Annotated in this window: 17 protein-coding genes; 9 read left to right on the top strand and 8 right to left on the bottom strand. The window is 71.1% G+C overall.

The features are described from left to right. The first annotated feature begins 23 nt into the window (after nt 1–23). Both AC1DS4_RS11370 and AC1DS4_RS11375 read left to right on the top strand, forming a co-directional pair. A complete protein-coding gene (locus AC1DS4_RS11370; RefSeq protein ID WP_477632968.1) occupies nt 24–2222 on the top strand; it encodes a heavy metal translocating P-type ATPase in 2199 nt (732 codons plus the stop codon). A gap of 124 nt (nt 2223–2346) precedes the next feature. Further along, nucleotides 2347–2712, top strand: a complete 366-nt coding sequence (locus AC1DS4_RS11375; RefSeq protein ID WP_477624545.1) for a hypothetical protein — start codon at nt 2347–2349, stop codon at nt 2710–2712. Nucleotides 2713–2833: 121 nt separating this feature from the next. Here the strand turns inward: AC1DS4_RS11375 and AC1DS4_RS11380 are convergent, their stop codons facing one another. Together AC1DS4_RS11380 and AC1DS4_RS11385 are read right to left on the bottom strand one after the other, a co-directional pair. Next, nucleotides 2834–3946, bottom strand: a complete 1113-nt coding sequence (locus AC1DS4_RS11380) for a lysylphosphatidylglycerol synthase transmembrane domain-containing protein (protein WP_477614168.1) — start codon at nt 3944–3946, stop codon at nt 2834–2836. Between the two features lie 139 nt (nt 3947–4085). After that, nucleotides 4086–4436, bottom strand: a complete 351-nt coding sequence (locus AC1DS4_RS11385) for a UBP-type zinc finger domain-containing protein (protein WP_477632842.1) — start codon at nt 4434–4436, stop codon at nt 4086–4088. Nucleotides 4437–4524: 88 nt separating this feature from the next. Here AC1DS4_RS11385 and AC1DS4_RS11390 point away from each other — a divergent pair, with 88 nt between their 5' ends. Beyond that, nucleotides 4525–5031: a DUF427 domain-containing protein gene (locus AC1DS4_RS11390; protein ID WP_477624547.1), complete on the top strand. Its 507-nt coding sequence runs from the start codon at nt 4525–4527 to the stop codon at nt 5029–5031. Nucleotides 5032–5068: 37 nt separating this feature from the next. Here AC1DS4_RS11390 and AC1DS4_RS11395 read toward each other — a convergent pair whose 3' ends face one another. Together AC1DS4_RS11395 and AC1DS4_RS11400 are read right to left on the bottom strand one after the other, a co-directional pair. Then, on the bottom strand, nt 5069–5992 hold the full coding sequence (locus AC1DS4_RS11395; RefSeq protein WP_477624548.1) for a hypothetical protein: 924 nt from the start codon (nt 5990–5992) through the stop codon (nt 5069–5071). Between the two features lie 10 nt (nt 5993–6002). Then, nucleotides 6003–6923, bottom strand: coding sequence for an amidohydrolase family protein (locus AC1DS4_RS11400; protein WP_477624549.1), 921 nt, complete (start codon nt 6921–6923; stop codon nt 6003–6005). A 102-nt stretch (nt 6924–7025) separates the two neighbouring features. Between AC1DS4_RS11400 and AC1DS4_RS11405 the strand changes: the two genes are divergently transcribed. The 3 genes from AC1DS4_RS11405 to AC1DS4_RS11415 all read left to right on the top strand — a co-directional run bounded on the left by AC1DS4_RS11405 (nt 7026) and on the right by AC1DS4_RS11415 (nt 10937). Next, nucleotides 7026–7496: a VOC family protein gene (locus AC1DS4_RS11405; protein WP_477624550.1), complete on the top strand. Its 471-nt coding sequence runs from the start codon at nt 7026–7028 to the stop codon at nt 7494–7496. A gap of 187 nt (nt 7497–7683) precedes the next feature. Next, nucleotides 7684–9171, top strand: coding sequence for a DHA2 family efflux MFS transporter permease subunit (locus AC1DS4_RS11410; protein WP_477614174.1), 1488 nt, complete (start codon nt 7684–7686; stop codon nt 9169–9171). A gap of 164 nt (nt 9172–9335) precedes the next feature. Continuing rightward, nucleotides 9336–10937: a glycoside hydrolase family 13 protein gene (locus AC1DS4_RS11415; RefSeq protein ID WP_477624624.1), complete on the top strand. Its 1602-nt coding sequence runs from the start codon at nt 9336–9338 to the stop codon at nt 10935–10937. Nucleotides 10938–11000: 63 nt separating this feature from the next. Here the strand turns inward: AC1DS4_RS11415 and AC1DS4_RS11420 are convergent, their stop codons facing one another. After that, complete coding sequence (locus tag AC1DS4_RS11420; protein ID WP_477614175.1) at nt 11001–11420, bottom strand: VOC family protein; 420 nt, start codon at nt 11418–11420, stop codon at nt 11001–11003. Between the two features lie 275 nt (nt 11421–11695). Between AC1DS4_RS11420 and AC1DS4_RS11425 the strand changes: the two genes are divergently transcribed. Then, nucleotides 11696–12934 carry a hypothetical protein gene (locus AC1DS4_RS11425; protein ID WP_477632843.1) on the top strand — a complete coding sequence of 413 codons (1239 nt, stop codon included), beginning with the start codon at nt 11696–11698 and terminating at the stop codon, nt 12932–12934. A gap of 18 nt (nt 12935–12952) precedes the next feature. On the opposite strand, the gene AC1DS4_RS11430 is transcribed toward AC1DS4_RS11425, so the two are convergent. Both AC1DS4_RS11430 and AC1DS4_RS11435 read right to left on the bottom strand, forming a co-directional pair. Next, nucleotides 12953–13969, bottom strand: coding sequence for a GTP pyrophosphokinase (locus AC1DS4_RS11430; protein ID WP_477614177.1), 1017 nt, complete (start codon nt 13967–13969; stop codon nt 12953–12955). Nucleotides 13970–14026: 57 nt separating this feature from the next. Then, the gene (locus tag AC1DS4_RS11435) at nt 14027–14611 is read right to left on the bottom strand and encodes a DinB family protein (RefSeq protein WP_477632844.1); all 585 of its coding nucleotides are present in this window, start codon (nt 14609–14611) and stop codon (nt 14027–14029) included. Nucleotides 14612–14744: 133 nt separating this feature from the next. On the opposite strand from AC1DS4_RS11435, the gene AC1DS4_RS11440 reads away from it, so the two are divergent. Both AC1DS4_RS11440 and AC1DS4_RS11445 read left to right on the top strand, forming a co-directional pair. Beyond that, nucleotides 14745–15689, top strand: a complete 945-nt coding sequence (locus AC1DS4_RS11440; RefSeq protein ID WP_477632845.1) for a serine hydrolase — start codon at nt 14745–14747, stop codon at nt 15687–15689. Then, nucleotides 15689–16795 carry a DNA glycosylase AlkZ-like family protein gene (locus AC1DS4_RS11445; protein WP_477632846.1) on the top strand — a complete coding sequence of 369 codons (1107 nt, stop codon included), beginning with the start codon at nt 15689–15691 and terminating at the stop codon, nt 16793–16795. The genes AC1DS4_RS11440 and AC1DS4_RS11445 overlap by 1 nt, the downstream gene beginning before the upstream one ends. 38 nt (nt 16796–16833) lie before the next feature. Here the strand turns inward: AC1DS4_RS11445 and AC1DS4_RS11450 are convergent, their stop codons facing one another. Beyond that, nucleotides 16834–17871: a fatty acid desaturase family protein gene (locus tag AC1DS4_RS11450; protein WP_477614181.1), complete on the bottom strand. Its 1038-nt coding sequence runs from the start codon at nt 17869–17871 to the stop codon at nt 16834–16836. Between the last annotated feature and the right edge of the window lie 18 nt (nt 17872–17889).

Below are 17889 nucleotides of genomic sequence, written 5' to 3' on the forward strand. Positions count from 1 at the left end.
GCGTCGAGCTCGTCATCGGGGGCATGACGTGCGCCTCGTGCGCGACCCGGATCGAGAAGAAGCTCAACAAGATCGACGGCGTGACCGCGACGGTCAACTACGCCACCGAGAAGGCCAAGGTCACCTTCCCCGAGAACGTCACGACCGACGACCTCCTGGAGACCGTCGAGCGGACCGGCTACACCGCCACCCTTCCCGTCGTCGAGCCCGAGCAGGCAGCGAGCAGGGAGCCAGACCCGACCGCGGCCCTGCGCCACCGGCTGTTCGTCTCCGTCGCCCTGGCCCTGCCGGTCGTGCTGATGGCGATGGTCCCGGCGTGGCAGTTCCGCTACTGGCAGTGGGCTTCGCTCACGTTGGCGGCACCGGTCGTCTTCTGGGGTGGCTGGCAGTTCCACCGCGCGGCCTGGACCAACCTCCGGCACGGCCAGTCGACCATGGACACCCTGATCTCGGTCGGCACCCTGGCCGCGTTCGGCTGGTCCGTCTACGCGTTGTTCTTCGGCACTGCCGGCACCCCCGGCATGACCCACGCCTTCCGGTTCGCCCTCGAGCGTGGTGACGGCGCCGACAACATCTACCTCGAAGCCGCCGCAGGGGTGACCGCCTTCCTGCTGGCTGGTCGCTACGCCGAGGCGCGCGCAAAGCGAGCCTCGGGCGCAGCGCTGCGAGCGTTGCTGGAGCTCGGCGCCAAGGAGGTCGCCGTCCTCCGCGAGGAAGGCGACACCAGCCGCGCGGAGCTCATTCCGGTCGACCAGCTGGCCGTGGGTATGCGCTTCGTCGTGCGGCCGGGGGACAAGATCGCGACCGACGGCACCATCGAGCAGGGCACCTCGGCCGTGGATGCCTCGATGGTCACCGGCGAGTCGGTGCCGGCAGAGGTCGGGCCCGGCGACGCCGTCATCGGAGCCACCGTCAACGCAGGCGGCCGACTCGTCGTGCGAGCCACCCGGGTCGGCGGGGACACCCAGCTCGCCCAGATGGCCAGGCTCGTCGAGGACGCCCAGAACGGCAAGGCCGACGTGCAGCGACTGGCCGACCGCGTGTCCGGGATCTTCGTGCCCGTCGTCATCGTCCTGTCCGCCGGCACCCTCCTCGTCTGGGTAGCCACCGGCGGCGGCTGGACCGCAGCCTTCACCGCGGCTGTCGCGGTCCTGATCATCGCCTGTCCGTGCGCACTGGGCCTCGCGACCCCGACGGCCCTCATGGTCGGCACCGGGCGCGGCGCCCAGCTCGGGTTGCTCATCCGCGGCCCCGAGGTCCTGGAGTCGACCCGTCGCGTCGACACGGTCGTGCTCGACAAGACCGGCACCGTCACCACGGGGCGGATGACCCTGACCGAGGTCGTGCCCGCCGACGGCGAAGACGCTGTGGAGGTGCTGCGCCTGGCGGGGGCGCTGGAAGACGCCTCGGAGCACCCCGTCGCCCGCGCCATCGGAGCCGCCGCACGCGAGGCCGGCAGGGTCCCGGCCGTGGAGGGCTTCGCGAGCGCCGAGGGCCTCGGGGTCCGGGGCACCGTCGACGGCCACGCCGTGGTGGTGGGTCGGCCTCGCCTGCTCACCGACTGGTCCGTCCCCGTCCCCGACCAGCTCGCGTATGCCGTGAACACGGCCCAGCAGCGGGGCGCCACTGCCGTGGTGGTCGCCTGGGACGGCGTCGCCCGCGGGGTGCTGGTCGTCGCCGACACCGTCAAGGAGAGCTCGGCCGAGGCGGTTGCCGAGCTGAAGGCGCTGGGCTTGCACCCGATCCTCCTCACCGGTGACAACGCGGCCGCCGCACGCGAGATCGCGGGCCAGGTCGGCATCCACGACGTCATCGCCGACGTGCTGCCCCAGGAGAAGGTCGACGTCGTGAAACGCCTTCAGGCGCAAGGCAAGACGGTCGCGATGGTCGGCGACGGGGTCAACGACGCGGCAGCTCTGGCCCAGGCCGACCTCGGCCTGGCCATGGGCACCGGGAGCGACGTGGCCATCGAGGCGAGCGACCTCACGCTGGTCCGCGGGGACCTCCGGTCGGCCCCGGACGCGATCCGGTTGGCCCGGCGCACGCTCGGCATCATCAAGGGCAACCTCTTCTGGGCCTTCGCCTACAACGTCGCCGCCATCCCGCTCGCCGCACTGGGCCTGCTCAGTCCGATGATCGCCGGTGCCGCGATGGCACTGTCCTCGGTTTTCGTCGTGACCAACAGCCTGCGCCTGCGCGGCTTCAAGGCCACCGCACCCTGAGCCGGCCAGGCGGCATACCTCGGTGCTCATCCCGCCCCGCCCTGCAGCCAGCCCCTGCAGCAACCCCCCGGAGCAACCCCCTGCACCAACCTTTGCTTGAGAGGGCAGGTGGCAGGATCGAGTCGTGAGCGCCGACCTGCGAGCCCTTTTGCAGTCCTCGCTGCTGCCCGCGATGCGCGTCGGCGACAAGGACACCGTCGACGTCGTCCGCTCGGCGCTCGCCGCGATCGCGAATGCCGAAGCCGTGCCCGTCGACGACGCCTCTGCGCTCACTGAGGGCCCGATCGCCGGAGCAGCGGTCGGGGTGGGTGCCACGGAGGCGCCTCGCCGCGAACTGACGCCCGAGGAGGTGCGCGAGATCGTCGAGGGCGAGCGCCAGGAGCGCGTCCACGCCGCCCAGGAGTCGGAGGCTGGCGGGCTCGGGGAGTATGCCGGGCGGCTGCGAACCCAGGCCGCCGTACTCGCCTTCCTCCTCGAGCGCTCTGACTGACGAACCACACCGTGCGGCGAGGGGGCGGACGCTGGGGTCCGCGGCCTGGCGCCGAGTGTTTGAAGGATCCGACGCACCAGGACCCGTCGGATCCTTCAAACTCGCGGGGTCGGAGCGTGAGTCAGGCGGCGAGGGCCAGGCTGCGCCGGCGCAGCGACCAGGCCAGCATCGACAGCCCGCCCACCGGGATCTCCATGCCGAAGATGAACGCCCGGTAGAGAAGCACACCCGCCGCGGCAACGGCCGGTTCGCCGTGGAAGGCCACCAGCACCCCGGTCATGCCGAGCTCGACGATGCCGGTCGCACCGGGCGTGATCGCCACCATCGTGAGGATGCGCTCGACGGCGAAGGCTGCCCCGACCACGGCGGGGGGCACGTCGGCCCCGACCACGCGCAGACAGGCCCAGAGGAGCACGGCCTGCAGCGCGGCATACGCGAGCTTGCCACCGACCATCCGTCCCCAGCCGGCGGCCACCAGCCCGGCACTCTCGCGGCGGAACGACGCGGCACGCTCGGCATACCCCTCGTCGGCGACGGGGAGGAACCGCACCCGCGCGACCACGCGGTCGGCGAGGCGGCCCAGCCAGCGCACGGCCCGGTCGTCACGCGCGACCAGCCACACGGCGGCGACGCTGCCGGTGAGCAGACCCAGGCCGAGGTAGGCCGCAGTGCTGACGCTGCTGGACACCTCGACGCCGGCCACCCCGAGCCAGCACAGCGCCAGACCGGGCAGGATGAACTTGAGCAGGGTGTCGACGAGGTTGGTCAGCACGGCCCAGCGGGCGAAGGCGGGTGACTCGAAGCCCCACGACCGAGCCATCCGCCAGTTGGCCACCGTGCCGGCGGCGCCGCCCAGGGGGAGCAGGTTGGAGACGAAGGATCCGGTGAGGTTGAGCATGAGGGCCCGGCGGTGCGACAACCCGGGCATCGCGGCGGTCAGGGCCGGGGTGTGCACCCACAGCCCCGCGAGCCACACCAGTGCGAGGACGGCCAGCTGACCGATCGACAGGCTCTTGAGCACGGTGGCGATGTCGACCCACTGGGCACCCGCCACCTTGGGCAGGGCGAGGGCCACGATTCCGGTGGCGAGGGCGCCGGAGACGAGCAGCTTGGCGGCCCCCCTCCCGCCGCGACCGCCCCCCGGCGGGCGGCGSGCGACCCGAACCCGCGCGGTCAGCGGCCGCAGTGGTGCGGTCAGCGCCGTCGGCGGGAGCAGCTCGGTGTGGAGGGCCATACCTGAAACCGTCCCGCGAACGGGGCACCCACCACATCCGGCAACATACCTAGATGAACCCCTGAACGTGACTAGTCATCTCAGGGTCAACCCTGAGCCGATCGACCCCCTCGGGACGACACCACGACGGTCGGCGCACCTAGTGGACGTGCTGCTGCCAGTCGGCGGGCACGGCGCCCGCAGGGCCGGGAGTGGGCTGGTCCAGCGGGTGGTGCAGTGGGGCGGCCAGGTCCGGACCCCGGAAGGCGCGTTCATCACCGAAGTGCCAGAACCAGTCCTCCCCGGGCTCGAACGAACGGATCACCGGGTGGCCCGTCTCCTCGTAGTGGTGCGACGCGTGCTGGCTCGGCGAGGTGTCGCAGCAGCCGACGTGGCCGCACTGGGCGCACCTCCGAAGGTGCACCCACCACCCTTGTGCTGCAACGCATTCCACGCAACCGTCCCCGCTCGGGGGGACCTCGGGGTCGATGCCCGTCTGCTTCCCTGCCATCTGCCACCTCCGTGTGCCACCGCCGTCCGCCCAACGTACCCGCCGGCGCCGAGCGCCGCTCCCAGGCGCGGGGCCCTAGCGTGAGGTCATGCCACGACCCACGCCTGAACCCACCTCGCCCGGCTCACCCGGGCAGGAGTCGGTCTGGGACTACCCACGGCCGCCCCGGGTCGAACCCAGCGCGGAGACCGTCGAGGTGTGGCTCGGTGGCCTCCGCATCGCGTGGACCACGGCGTCGTGGCGCGTCCTGGAGACGAGCCACCCCCCGACCTACTACCTGCCGCGCGACGCCTTCGTCGACGGGGCCCTGCGTCCCACCGGGGGATCGTCGTGGTGCGAGTGGAAGGGTCAGGCGTCCTACCTCGACCTGGTCGCGGGCGGCGTGGTCGCCCCACGCGCGGGGTGGTCCTACCCGCGACCGACGCCGGGCTTCGAGGTGCTCACGGATGCCGTGGCGGTGATGCCCGGGCAGGTGGACCGGTGCGTCGTGGGCGGTGAGGTGGTCCGCCCCCAGGCCGGAGGCTTCTACGGCGGGTGGATCACCGACCGCGTCGTCGGCCCCTTCAAGGGCGGACCCGGCACGCACGGGTGGTGACCCGAGCGGCGCCAGGGGCCTGCTCGCCGGCTGGGCTTCAGTCGCGGCCGCGCGCGTCGTCCAGCGCCAGCTCCGCGGTATGCCGCGTGGCCTCGGCCTGCTTGCGCGCCCGGACCGCGTCGGTGACCGCTTCCAGCGCGCGTTCGTCGGCCTCCCTGGCCTTGGTGAGCTGGCGCTCGACGACGGCCAGCCGCTCCCTCGTCTCCTCCGCCCGTTCGCGTGCCGCGTCGACGGCGGCCTGGGCTTCGGCCAGCTGGCGCTCGGCCACGGCCAGCGCCTCTTCGAGGTCCTCGGCAGACGGCGGCTCGTCGCCGTCACTGCCTTCGTCGTCCTGCCCGTCCTGTCCCGCGCTGTCGGTGGAGTCGGCGTCACGGACGCCCGATCCCCTGCCCGGTCCCCCGCCCGGTCCCCGGCCACGACCGCCCGGGAGGATGGTCAGGATCGCTCCCCCGGCGGTGCGCGCCACGGCCTCGGCCAGGTCGACCTCGCCGAAACCGCTGTAGGACAACGCCCGCGTGAGCTGACCGGACGTCACGGCGGCGGACGCGCGCTCGTCGGCGAGCGCGGCGATCGCCGTCGCCCGGACGTCCTGTTGGGCTGCCGCGCTGAGGCTGCGGCCAGATGCACTGACCGCGTCGGACGCCGCGCGGACGAACGCGTCCACCGCGGCATCACGGTCGCCGCGCATGGCGGTGAGGGACCCCGTGTCCATCCGCGACTGCGCCCCCCGCATCGTCGCGCCGAGGTCGGTCAGCGCCGACACGACTTCCGGCACCGTGCGCGCCGCGAGGTTGACTGCCCAGGCCGCGAGGCTGGGCTTGCGGAGCTTGCCGATCTCGGTCGCGGCCGGGGCGTCGCCGTCCGCCTTCGCCGCAGCGACGAGGGCGGACCTGGCCGCCATGAACTCATCGGGCGCGGCGGCATACAGGCTCTGCATGGCGGTGGCGAGCCGGTCGGTCACGGGAGTCTCGTCAGGCAACCTGGTCCTCCAGTCCGAGCAAGCGTGCTCCGTTGTGCCACAACACCTTTCGCATCCACTCATCCCCCAGACCGAGACGGTGCAGCGCCTCGATCTGGTGGGCGTAGGGATAGGGGATGTTGGGGAAGTCCGTGCCCAGCACCACGCGGTCACCGAGGGCGGCGAGGCGCTCAACGTAGGCGGGGGTCAGCGGCGCGAACTGGTTGCTGAAGTCGGTGCCGGCCATCGTCGTGTCGAGGTGCACACGGGGGAAGGTCTCGGCCAGGTCGGCGAAGGCGTCGTACTCGTCCATCCCGAGGTGTGCGATGACCAGGGTCAGCTCGGGGTGCCGGTCCAGGACTGCGGCGACCGCCTTGGGTCCCGTGTAGGCGCCTTCCTTGGGGGCCGACCCGGCGTGCAGCACGACCGGAGCACCAGCCCGCTCCAGCGCGTCCCAGGCCGGGTCGAGCAAGGGGTCGTCCGGGCTGTAGCCACCCACCTGGACGTGCATCTTGAACAGCCGTGCTCCCGAGTCCAAGGACCGCTCCACCTGCTCGCCGACCCCCGGCTCGGGGAACAACGTGGCGCAGTGGACGGCCCCGTCGACCCGCGCGGCGAAGTCGGCGCACCAGTCGTTGAGCCAGGCCGCCATGCCGGGCTTGTGCGGGTAGGCGAGCGCCGGGATGGCCCGGACACCGAGGGCCCGGAGGGTCTCGAGGCGGGTCGCCTCGTCATCGCGGTAGTGGATCGGCCACGGTTGGCCGTAGTTCCGCTCGGCCTCGTCGAAGTAGGCCCACACCTTGGCGAGCATCGGCTCGGGCAGGAAGTGCACGTGGATGTCGGCCAGACCCGGCACGTCGAGGGCCCGCCAGTAGGCCGGGACGTCCGCGTCGGCGCGCGGTGCGCTGAGCAGCGACGGAGGTGACGGGGCCACGGTGGCGACGCTACGGCATACCCGCCGATGAGTTCGGACGTCGGCGGCGGTCAACACCTGCAGGACGCGGGCACCCGCGCCGGCACACGGAAGGAGCACGTCATGCCACGCCAGTACGTCTGCCTGTGGTTCGACCGACAGGCCCAGGACGCCGCGGAGTTCTACACGTCGGTGTTCCCCAACTCGACCATCGGCACGATCGCCCGCTATCCGGAGGGGAGTGGTGATCGCGCCGGTGAGGTGCTGACGGTGGGCTTCGAGCTCGACGGGGTGCCCTACGTGGCGCTGAACGGCGGGCCACAGTTCACCTTCGACGAGGCGGTCTCGATCACGATCGACTGCAAGGACCAGGCCGAGATCGACCAGTACTGGGAGGCCCTGACCGCCGACGGCGGCGAGGAAGGTCCCTGCGGCTGGCTGAAGGACCGGTTCGGCCTGTCCTGGCAGGTCGTGCCGGAGAACTGGGACGAGATCGCCAGTGGCGACCCCGACCGTGCCGCCAAGGTCTTCGCCGCGATGATGACGATGCACAAGCTCGACATCGCCGCCCTCGAAGCGGCCGGCAACGCCTGACGGTCGGTCGGCAACGACCGGCCGAGGGTCGGTCGACAACGACCGGCCAACCCTCCCACCTGCACCGATGCCGCGCCCGCAAAAAGGGTGTGTGGGCTGTCAGTACGCAGGTCTAGGATTTTTCCTGCGTCACGCACCGTTGCGGGGGAAGCGCGACGACTCACATCCGTTCCCGAGAGGACCCCCAGTGTCTGCACCTGCCACGACACCTGTCGTCTACCCCGAGAAGATCGACGCCGCCGTCCTGAAGGTCGCTGGCGTCGTCGTCCTCGGGGCCATCATGTCGATCCTCGACATCACCGTCGTCAACGTCGCGCTGCGCACCTTCCAGACGGCCTTCGGCGGCGAGCCACTCGCGTACTCCACCGTCGCGTGGACGGTGACCGGCTACACCCTTGCGCTCGCGACGGTGATCCCGCTGTCCGGCTGGGCGGCCGACCGCTTCGGCACCAAGCGCCTCTACATGCTCGCGATCCTGCTGTTCACCCTCGGCTCGGTCCTGTGCGCTGCGGCGACGTCGATCGGCATGTTGATCGGCTTCCGCGTCCTCCAGGGCCTCGGCGGCGGGATGCTGATGCCGCTCGGCATGACGATCATGACCCGCGCCGCCGGCCCCGCCCGGATGGGCCGCCTGATGGCCATCCTCGGCGTGCCGATGCTGCTCGGCCCGATCTTCGGCCCCATCCTCGGTGGCTGGCTGATCGACCACTTCAGCTGGCACTACATCTTCCTGATCAATGCCCCGATCGGGCTCGTTGCCCTGGTCTACGCAGGGCTCGCGCTGGCCAAGGACAACCCCCAGCCGTCCGAGTCGTTCGACTTCGTCGGCATGCTGATGATGAGCCCCGGGTTGGCACTCTTCCTCTACGGCGTCTCGTCCATCCCCGGTGAGGGCGGCATCGGCCACGCCAAGGTGCTGGTCCCGGGCTTCGTCGGGTTGGCCCTGATGGTCGCGTTCGTGCTCTACAGCTTCCGGCCCAAGCACCCGCTGCTCGACCTTCGACTGTTCAAGAACCGCAACCTCACGGTCTCGGTCATCACGATGTTCATCTTCGCGGCGTCGTTCTTCGGCGGCCTGCTGCTCGTGCCCCAGTTCCTCCAGCAGGTCCAGGGCGAGACACCGCTGAACGCAGGCTGGCTGGTCGCCCCGCAGGGCGTCGGCGCCATGCTGACCATGCCGATCGCCGGCACCCTGGTCGACAAGTTCCCGGTCGGGCGGATCGTGCCGTTCGGACTGGTGCTCATCATCGGCGGCATGTTCGCGCTGACCCAGATCGAGGCGGACTCCTCACACTGGGGCTTCCTCATCCCGGTGCTGTTCGTCATGGGGCTGGGCATGGGCGGCACGATGATGCCGATCTTCACCACTGCGCTCAAGACGCTCACCCACCACGAGGTCGCGCGAGGGTCGACGCTGCTCAACATCACCCAGCAGATCGCCAGCTCCGTCGGCGTGGCCCTGTTCTCGGTGGTCCTGACCAACGCCCTCAAGGACAACCCGCCGTCCAGCCCAGCGCAGGCACCGGTCGCGGCTGCGAGCGCGTTCGCCCACACCTACTGGTGGGCGGCGATCCTGGTGAGCCTGACGCTGATCCCGGCGTACTTCCTGCCGCGCAAGCAGGAGAAGTCGCACCTGCTCGACGAACAAGGAGTGCCGCCTGTGGTGGTCCACTGACGAGGCCCCACGCCCTCGTCGCGGGCCTGCGACCTCCACGACATCGGCGTCCGACCCACGGGTCGGGCGCCGATGCGCGTGCCCTGTCGGAAGCTGCTCGGAGCCAGTAGGTTCAGCCTGTGGCAGTCGACCCAGAGCCGTCCCCGTGGTGGCGCTCCGCTGTGATGTACCAGGTCTACCCGCGCAGCTTCGCCGACGGGAACGGCGACGGGGAGGGCGACCTGCAGGGCCTGCGGGCCAAGCTTCCCTACCTCGCCGACCTCGGGGTCGACGGGCTCTGGATCTCGCCGTGGTTTCCCTCGCCGATGGCTGACGGAGGCTACGACGTCAGCGACTTCCGCGGCATACACCCGATGTTCGGGTCCCTCGAGGACGCAGACGCCGTCCTGAGCGAGGCCCGCGCCCTCGGCCTGCGGGTCATCATCGACCTCGTCCCCAACCACACGTCCGACCAGCACCCGTGGTTCCTCGCGGCCCTCGCGGCCGGGTCGGGGTCGCCGGAGCGCGCGCGCTACTTCTTCCGCGACGGCCGAGGTGCCGATGGAGGCGAGCCCCCCAACAACTGGATCAGCGCGTTCGGCGGGCCGGCCTGGACGCGGATCGTCGAGCCGGACGGTTCGCCGGGGCAGTGGTACCTCCACCTGTTCGCCCCCGAACAGCCCGACCTCGACTGGAGCAACGAGGCAGTGCTGGACGACTTCGACGACGTGCTGCGGTTCTGGTTCGACCGCGGGGTCGACGGACTGCGCATCGACGCTGCGCCCGCCATGTCCAAGAAGGCAGGGCTGCCGGACGCCGACTACGGCGGGGTGCTGCAGTTCCGCACCGTCGACTGGGACGACAACCCGCACTGGGACGTCGACACGGTGCACGACATCTTCCGGCGGTGGCGGGCTATCGCCGACACCTACGACGGTGACCGCGCGTTCGTCGCCGAGGCCGTCGTCAGCACGCCGGAGCGGCTGGCCGCCTACCTGCGCCCCGACGAGATGCACACCGCCTTCAACTTCCCCTACCTCAAGGGGCCGTGGGAGGCCGGGCCGCTGCGCCAGGTCATCGACGACACGCTGTCGTCGTTCGCGCCGCTGGGCGTGCCTTCCACGTGGGTGCTGACCAGCCACGACGAGATCCGTCCGGTCACCCGCTACGGCCGGCCGACGACAAGCTCGTACTTCATCAGCGACGGTGAGGGCGAGGTGTCCGACCTGGCGCTGGGGACGCGGCGTGCACGGGCAGCCGCGATGCTGATGCTCGCGCTGCCGGGTGGTGCCTACATCTACCAGGGAGAGGAGCTCGGCCTGCCCAACGTCGACGACCTGCCCGACGAGGTGCTCCAGGATCCGATGTTCCTGCGCAGCGGCGGCGAGATGCGCGGACGAGACGGCTGCAGGGTGCCGTTGCCATGGAGCGGGCAGGAGCCTCCCTTCGGATTCTCCCCCGACGGCGTCACGCCATGGCTGCCGCAGCCGCAGTCGTGGAGAGAGCTCACCGTCGAGGCGCAGGATGGCGACCCGGCATCGATGCTGGCGCTCTACCGCCAAGCCTTGCGACTGCGCCGCGACACCGGAGGGCTCGATGGCGAGGAGCTCGCGTGGCGCGAGTCGGCACCTGACGTCCTCGACTTCGAGCGTGGTGAGGCGCTGCGCTGCGTCGCCAACCTCTCAGGCATTCCGGTCGAGCTGCCCGTGGACCGCGTGCTGCTGTCGAGCATCCCTCTCGAGGACGGGCTGCTTCCCACCGACGCGACGGCCTGGCTCCGCCCCTAGACCCACTTCTGGCCCACTGTTAGTCGGGACACGGTCGGCGTCCGGCCCCGTCGAGCCGACGACCTAGGCGGGCGTCCCGGCGATGTTGACCATCCAGCCGATGCCGAACTGGTCGGTGCACATGCCGAACTCGTCGCCCCACATCTGCTTCTCCAGCGGCACCGAGACCGTGCCGTCGGCCGACAGCTTGTCCCAGTAGCCACGCAACTCGTCGCCGTCGTCGCCCTCGCCGGAGAGGCTGACCGAGATGCTGGTGCCGGGGGTGTAGTCCATGCCGGGCGGGGTGTCGGCGGCCATGATGGTGAAGCCGGCGGGGGTCTTGAGGTTGCCGTGCATGATGCCGTCGGCACCGGGCTGGCTGGGGTCGCCGTACTCCCCGAAGGTGCTCACCGTCAGCTCACCGCCGAAGGTCTCCTGGTAGAACTCCAACGCCTGCCGGGCGTTGTCCTGGAACGAGATGTAGGGGTTGAGGATCGAGGCCATGACGCGCTCCTGCGTGAGAAGGGAGGGATGCTTCGCAGACTAGCCCCGGCAGGTGACAGCGTCAGGTGTCGGCAGGAGGCGCTGGACGACGCCCGCTCGACCGCCGCCCCCCTCGTCCAAATGACCGATGACAGGATCGAGCGGGCGAGGACAATCCGAAACATGGCTACGGGGAGCCGACCGCCCGTCGTCCGCCCCATCGGGCGGCAACCACAGGCACCCGCACGGCCGGGGCAGCAGCTGAGGGGGCGATGACGGTGGACACGACGGGAACCGTGACCGGAAACGTGCTGAGCGTGCGCGACGCCGTGGCGGTCCAGACGAGCTTCGTGGCCCTGCGACGAACGGTCGACGTCGTGCAGTCCGACTGCAAGGAGGTCGCCGAGACGCTCGAGGCGCTGGAAGCTGCCCTGGGGGTGGTGACCCATGGCGGCGGCCCCAGCGGGGGCGGCGGCCAGTCCCTGGCCGGGTTCGGCCTGATCGGCCTCCCGATCGCGGGGGCGCTGCGTGCCGTCAAGGTACTGGCCAGCCAGTACGTCAAGCAGCAGACCGGGGTGCCGCTCAGCACCTGGACCGACTTCGTCACCTCAGCCTCCACCGAGTTCCAGGGCTACCTTGCCGAGCTGGACCGCGTCAGCGACCTCGCGGAGAAGCAGCGGCAGACCCGGGAGGGCGTGATCGACGCCACGCGGGTCCGCAAGGACCTCAAGGTCCTGGACGACATCCGGTGGCGCACCGCGGCGTGGAAGGCCGTGCTCGGCCGCGTGGCACAGCTCGGACAGGTCGTCGACGCCATCCTGCAGGTCGACCTGGGTGCCGTGGAGCCCGAGTCCGCCGAGACCGATCGGCCGGACGCGCCCTCGGGCTTCTCGGGCACGCTGCAACGGCGCCTCAAGGACGTGCAGCACCGCACAACCGATCGCTCCGGTGACCTGCGGGAATGGGTGTTGCACCCGTTCCTCGAGGTGCGCGACAAGGCCCGGCTGCTGCCCGGCCAGGTGGCCCGGCTGTCGCACGAGGTGGGTCAGCTCGAGCTGTTCCTCGAGCTGGAGATGGCCGAGCTGCGCAGCCTGGCCGGCCAGGTGCCCGCGGAAGAGGCCCGGATCGTGCAGCTGAGGGTGGCCGCCTCGGTGCTGCTGCCGGAGCTGGTCCACGACCTCGGCGAGGCCCGGGCGCAGGTACAGGCGATCGAGGGCTACCAGCGCCGGCTGGACGCGGCCCGGACGGAGGGCACGGTCGGGGCGCTGGCCCACGAGCGGTTGACCCACGAGTACCACCGTGAGCTCGAGGAGGCGCGAAGTCGGCTGTCCGAGCTCGAGGCCCGAGCCGGCCAGTGGCGGCGCGAGGGGCCCGAGATCCTCCAGGCCTGCGTCGAGTGGACGAGCGCCGAGCTCGACGTGCTGGCCGCCCGCCGGTTGGCCGAGGAGGGCGACAAGAGCGCCGAACGGCGTGCCCTGCTCGAACGTGAGCGCGACCGCCTGGGCGAGGCCCGAGCGCTGTTGGACCGGCTCTGAGCGGACAACCGACTCGGCTCAGACGGCGCGGAGCTTCTCCAGCCTGGTCCGCAGGGCGGCTTCGCGGTGCGCGTTGCCGTGGAGGGCGAGGTAGCGCGAGCCGTAGACCGCGAGCAGCGCGTCGTCGAGGCGGCGGACCACGCCGGCCGGGTAGCGGTAACCCATCCGGGCGTTGATGCCCTCCAGGTCGATCGACGACAGCAGGCCGGACAGCTCGTCGAGCGAGGTGATGCCGAGCTCGAGCAGCAGCCCCGAGATCCAGGCGTAGTGGTCGGTGCGCGACCAGCCGGCCTCCTGGAACTGGCCGGCGAGGAAGGTCGCGAGGTCCGACGCGCTGATCCGCGGGTCGTCCTCGTCCGCCGTCAGCCGCTGGCCGCCCATCGTCACCTGAAGGGTGTCGCGGATCTCGGAGAACTCCCGGTCGGCGAGCTCCAGCAGCCCCGCGGCCAGCGTGAACCGGCGATCGAGGTCGGGCACGTGCTCCGCGGGGATCGTGCCCTTGTAGCGCACGTCGTGCTCGAACTCCGCCCACGCGTGCTGGAGGATCGTGCGCACCTGCACCGAGGCGCTGCGCCCCTTCAGCACCTCGTATGCCGCGGGCACGCCCTTCACGGGGTCCGCCGCCACGAGAAGGTGGCGGCTGGAGTAGCCGAACCGGCCCTGCCGGGCCGTCTCGCGCCCCATGTCGCGGTCGTCGAGGACGCTGAACGCGTCGGACAGCAGCCCGGCCACCGCGTCGACGTCGCCGTGCAGGTAGGTCACGACCCGCACGCCGATCTGGTCGGTGATCTCGGTCAGCGGATCGGCGTACTCGGGTTCGCCGTCGACGGTGCGCGAGGCCTTGGCGGCGAAGGAGGCCACGGACTTGGTGCGTCCCGTGACGCTGACGTAGTTGATGCCGGCGTCGTCGAGCAGCGAGGTGACGAGCGAGACGAACTGCTCGGTGGGTACGCGCAGCTCGGGCTGCATCGCGGCATACCTCTGCACCGCGTCGTGCACGGTCGTCGGTTCGGGCGGTGCGGCCTCAGTGCTCACGCTGCACAGGCTATGCGTTCCCGGCGTGGCCGTGCCCTGGCAGGCGCCGCAGGCGCTCTACTGGCCGGTCCGGCCGTCGATCCGCTCGCGGATGAGGTCGGCGTGACCACAGTGCCGGGCGTACTCCTCGATCAGGTGGACGAGCAGCTCTCGCAACGAGATCGGGTCGCGGGTGGGGTGGGTGCTCATCAGCTCGAGGGACTCGGCTGCGTCGACGAACGCCTCGGCGTGGGCGACCTCCTCGCGCCATGACCGCCAGGCCTCGGCAACCACCTCGTCGTCGGCCACGGCCCCGTCGAAGTCGGCGTCGCGGTCGTCGTCCTTGCCCCACAGCCGCGGCACGACCTCGCCGTCCATCGTGATCCGGAACCAGGTGTGCTCGACCGCGGCCAGGTGCCGGAGCAGCCCCAGCAGGGACATGGTGGACGGCTCGACCGACCGTCGGGCCATCTGCTCGGCGTCGAGGCCGTCGCACTTCATCTCGAAGGTCATCCGGAAGTGCCGCAGGTAGTCGACCAGGACGCTGCGTTCGTCGCTCGCCGAAATCCCCGCCGACGTGCCGGCCGACGTGCCCGCCGCCTCGCGGGGGTCGTCCTCGGGGTCGACCCACATGTCCGGATAGTTCTGCGCCTTCGACGTCATGGGCTCGATCATGTCCGGCCCGGTCAGGCCGCACCAACTCGATTGATGGCTCGGCCGCCGCCACGTCGGCGTTCGCGATGCAGGTCCCACAGGTGGTTCGCGCTGGGAGGCGGCCGGGTTACCCTCGGTGACCATGCGGCACACGGTCTGGTTGGCAGTGGCCTGCCTCGCGCTCGGCGCGTGCGCTGGCACCGAGGAGGCGCCGCGCGCGGCCACCACGAGTTCCGCCAGCACGACGTCCACCAGTACGACGTTGCCCTCGACGAGCAGCACGACCACGAGCTCCACGACGACCACGGCGACCCGGGCCGCTCCGAAGACCAAGGCACCCGCGGTGAAGCCACCCCGGTCGACCAGGCCGTCCTCCCCTGCGCCGTCGGGCGCGCTGCGGACCAGCCTCGCGGGGGACCCCAACGACGCCTTCGCGTTCGCCCCGCTCAGCAACCCGGGCAAGGTCACCGTCGAGGGGTCGGTGTCGAGCTACAAGGCGTGGTCGACGTCCAAGGTGCTGGTGGTCGCCGCCTTCCTCGACACCGTGTGCGACGGCGACCCGGCCAGGGCCACCGCGCAGCAGAAGCGCTGGGTGACCGCCGCCCTCACCGCCTCCGACGCGAACGCGGTCGTCGCCCTGCGTGACGCGATCCCGGGAAGCCCCGGCGCAGCCATCACCAGGGTCCTGCGGTCGATCGGCGACACCCGGACGGTGGCCCCCGACACCTCCCAGGGCGGGATGCTGTGGACCATCCGCGAACAGGTCCGGTTCATGGCCGCCCTCAGCGCGGGGCGAGTGGTGTCCAAGGCTGCGAGCGCCTACCTGCTGTCGTCGATGCGACCGATCTCCGCGCACCGGTGGGGCCTGGGGACCATCGGCGCCGGCCCTTTCAAGGGAGGCTGGTTGCGGAGCAACACGGTCACCCGACAGATGGGGATCGTCGACGGGTATGCCGTCGCGATCATCACCGACGCGCAGGGCCCGGCGGTGCTGCAGAGCGACGGTGACTCGGCCCACGTCGCGCAGATGAACTACCTCGCGAAGATCCTGAAGCGGCGGCTGGCGCTGGAGTCCGGCCGAGGCTGATGGCCGACATCGTGCTGTCCCGCGCCGAGGCGCGACGTATCGCGGTGCGGGCGCAGCTGCTCGACGCACCGCGGCCCACGGACCTGCTCGAGGTGGTGCGGCGCCTGGGGGCGGTCCAGGTCGACCTGACGGCGGCGGTCGCGCCCAGCGCGGACCTGGTGTGCTGGAGCCGCCTCGGCGGTCGCTACGCCGTGGGCGACCTCGACGAGCTGTTCCAGGAGCGGGCGGTGGTCGAGCTGAGGGGGTTCCTGCGCCCAGCGGAGGACATCTCCCTCTACCGCGCGGAGATGGCCCAGTGGCCTGGCCCCGAACCGCTTCGCGACTGGCAGATGGACGTCGCCGAGTGGGTGTCGGCCAACGACGACTGCCGCCTCGACATCCTCGAGCAGCTCGAGTCCGAGGCACCCCTCGCGGCGCGACACCTGCCGGACTCGTGCGTCGTGCCGTGGCGGTCGACCGGCTGGACCAACAACAAGAACACCCAGCGCATGCTCGACTTCATGGAGGCCCGGGGCGAGGTGGCCGTGGCCAGCCGCGAGGGGCGCGAACGGCAGTGGGACCTGGCCAGGCGGGTCTTCCCCGACACCAGGGCCGTGCCCGTGGACGAGGCCCTTGGGGAGCGCGCCCGGCGGCGACTGGCCGCAATCGGGCTGGCCCGCGAGAAGGCAGTCGAGGTCTCCGGGGAGCCGAACGACGTGGGCCAGGTCGGCGAGGTGGTCTTCGTGGAGGGCCTGCGTGGGCCCTGGCGGGTCGACCCGCGGCAGCTGGAGCGCCTCGACGAGCCGTTCGCCGGACGCACTGTGCTGTTGTCCCCACTGGACCGGCTGGTGTTCGACCGCAAGCGGATGACCGAGCTCTTCGAGTTCGAGTACCAGCTCGAGATGTACAAGCCGGCTGCCAAACGCCGGTGGGGCTACTGGGCGCTGCCGATCCTGCACGCCGACCGGCTGGTCGGAAAGGTCGACGCCACCGCCGACCTGGCGGCGGGGGTGTTGCGGATCGCTGCGGTCCACGAGGACGAGCCGTTCCCTGCCGGGCTGCGGTCCGCGGTCGACGCCGAGATCGAGGACCTGGCGGACTGGCTCGGCCTGGTCGTCGCCCGCTGAGGTTGCTGAAGTCGCTGAGGTCGCTGAAGTCCGCAGGCTCAGGCACGCTCGCGCAACGAGGCGCCGACGGCATGCAGGTGGCGAACGACGTCCGCGTACGAGGAGGGCGCAGAGGCCTCGACGTAGGGAACGCCGTTGCGGTCGCAGAACGAGCGCACGATCACCTGCGCCCGGGGAAGGTTCGCCCGCGGCATACTCGGGAAGAGGTGGTGCTCGATCTGGTAGTTCAGCCCGCCCAGGGCCCAGTCGACCACCGGGCCACCGCGGATGTTGCGGGACGTGAGCACCTGGCGCAGGAACGGGTCCGCCTCGTCGGCCCTGGAGAGCACGGGCATTCCCTTGTGGTTGGGGGCGAAAGACACGCCGAGGTAGAGACCGCGAAGCCCTTGGTGGACGGTGACGAAGACCAGACCCTGCACCCACGTCATGGTGGCCGCCACGAGTGAGACGTAGGCCAGCGTGTGGCAGCCGATCAGGAGGATCTCGGTCGTCCGGTAACGGGAACCCGGGCGGACCAGCGTGCGGAGGCCGGCGACATAGAGGTTCGCGGCCTCGAAGGTGAGCATGGGGAAGAAGAGCCACGCCTGGTACCTCGTGACCGTCGCGGCCAGCCCCCGGCGTCCGACCGCCTGGCTGACGTCGAACACGAGGGCTCCGGCACGCACGTCGGGGTCGGTGTCGAGGTCGTTGGGGTGCGCGTGGTGGGCGTTGTGCTTGTCGACCCACCACCCGTAGCTGAGCCCACTGAGCAGGTTGGCGTGGAGCAGACCGAGCAGGGTGGCCGTCCTGGCCCTGCGCGAGACCTGACGGTGCGCGATGTCGTGACCGAGGAACCCGATCTGCACCGACACCACCGCCAGCACCGCCGCCCACGCGATCAGCCACCACGAGTTGCGCCAGAGCACCATCGCGGCCACCACGGTGAGGAGTCCGAGGAGGTTGAACGCGAAGTGGCCGGCGTAGGACCCGAGCCGCCGATCCATCAGTCCTGCGGCGCGCACGGCCGCATTCACGTCCGCGTACAGCCGTCGAGGGGCGTCCGCCGTCGAGGACACGGGACTGGGAAGGGTGCTCATGACGGACTCCCGGTGGTG

It is taken from the genome of Pedococcus sp. P3_C7 (assembly GCF_056402615.1).

Excerpts from the sequence above, each read along its gene's own strand:
- AC1DS4_RS11390 (WP_477624547.1), top strand. The coding sequence starts at position 4,525 with ATGCCACGACCCACGCCTGAACCCACCTCGCCCGGCTCACCCGGGCAG.
- AC1DS4_RS11415 (WP_477624624.1), top strand. The coding sequence starts at position 9,336 with ATGTACCAGGTCTACCCGCGCAGCTTCGCCGACGGGAACGGCGACGGG.
- AC1DS4_RS11420 (WP_477614175.1), bottom strand. The coding sequence starts at position 11,420 with ATGGCCTCGATCCTCAACCCCTACATCTCGTTCCAGGACAACGCCCGG.
- AC1DS4_RS11445 (WP_477632846.1), top strand. The coding sequence starts at position 15,689 with ATGGCCGACATCGTGCTGTCCCGCGCCGAGGCGCGACGTATCGCGGTG.
- AC1DS4_RS11370 (WP_477632968.1), top strand. The coding sequence starts at position 24 with ATGACGTGCGCCTCGTGCGCGACCCGGATCGAGAAGAAGCTCAACAAG.
- AC1DS4_RS11450 (WP_477614181.1), bottom strand. The coding sequence starts at position 17,871 with ATGAGCACCCTTCCCAGTCCCGTGTCCTCGACGGCGGACGCCCCTCGA.
- AC1DS4_RS11405 (WP_477624550.1), top strand. The coding sequence starts at position 7,026 with ATGCCACGCCAGTACGTCTGCCTGTGGTTCGACCGACAGGCCCAGGAC.
- AC1DS4_RS11440 (WP_477632845.1), top strand. The coding sequence starts at position 14,745 with ATGCGGCACACGGTCTGGTTGGCAGTGGCCTGCCTCGCGCTCGGCGCG.
- AC1DS4_RS11435 (WP_477632844.1), bottom strand. The coding sequence starts at position 14,611 with ATGACGTCGAAGGCGCAGAACTATCCGGACATGTGGGTCGACCCCGAG.
- AC1DS4_RS11385 (WP_477632842.1), bottom strand. The coding sequence starts at position 4,436 with ATGGCAGGGAAGCAGACGGGCATCGACCCCGAGGTCCCCCCGAGCGGG.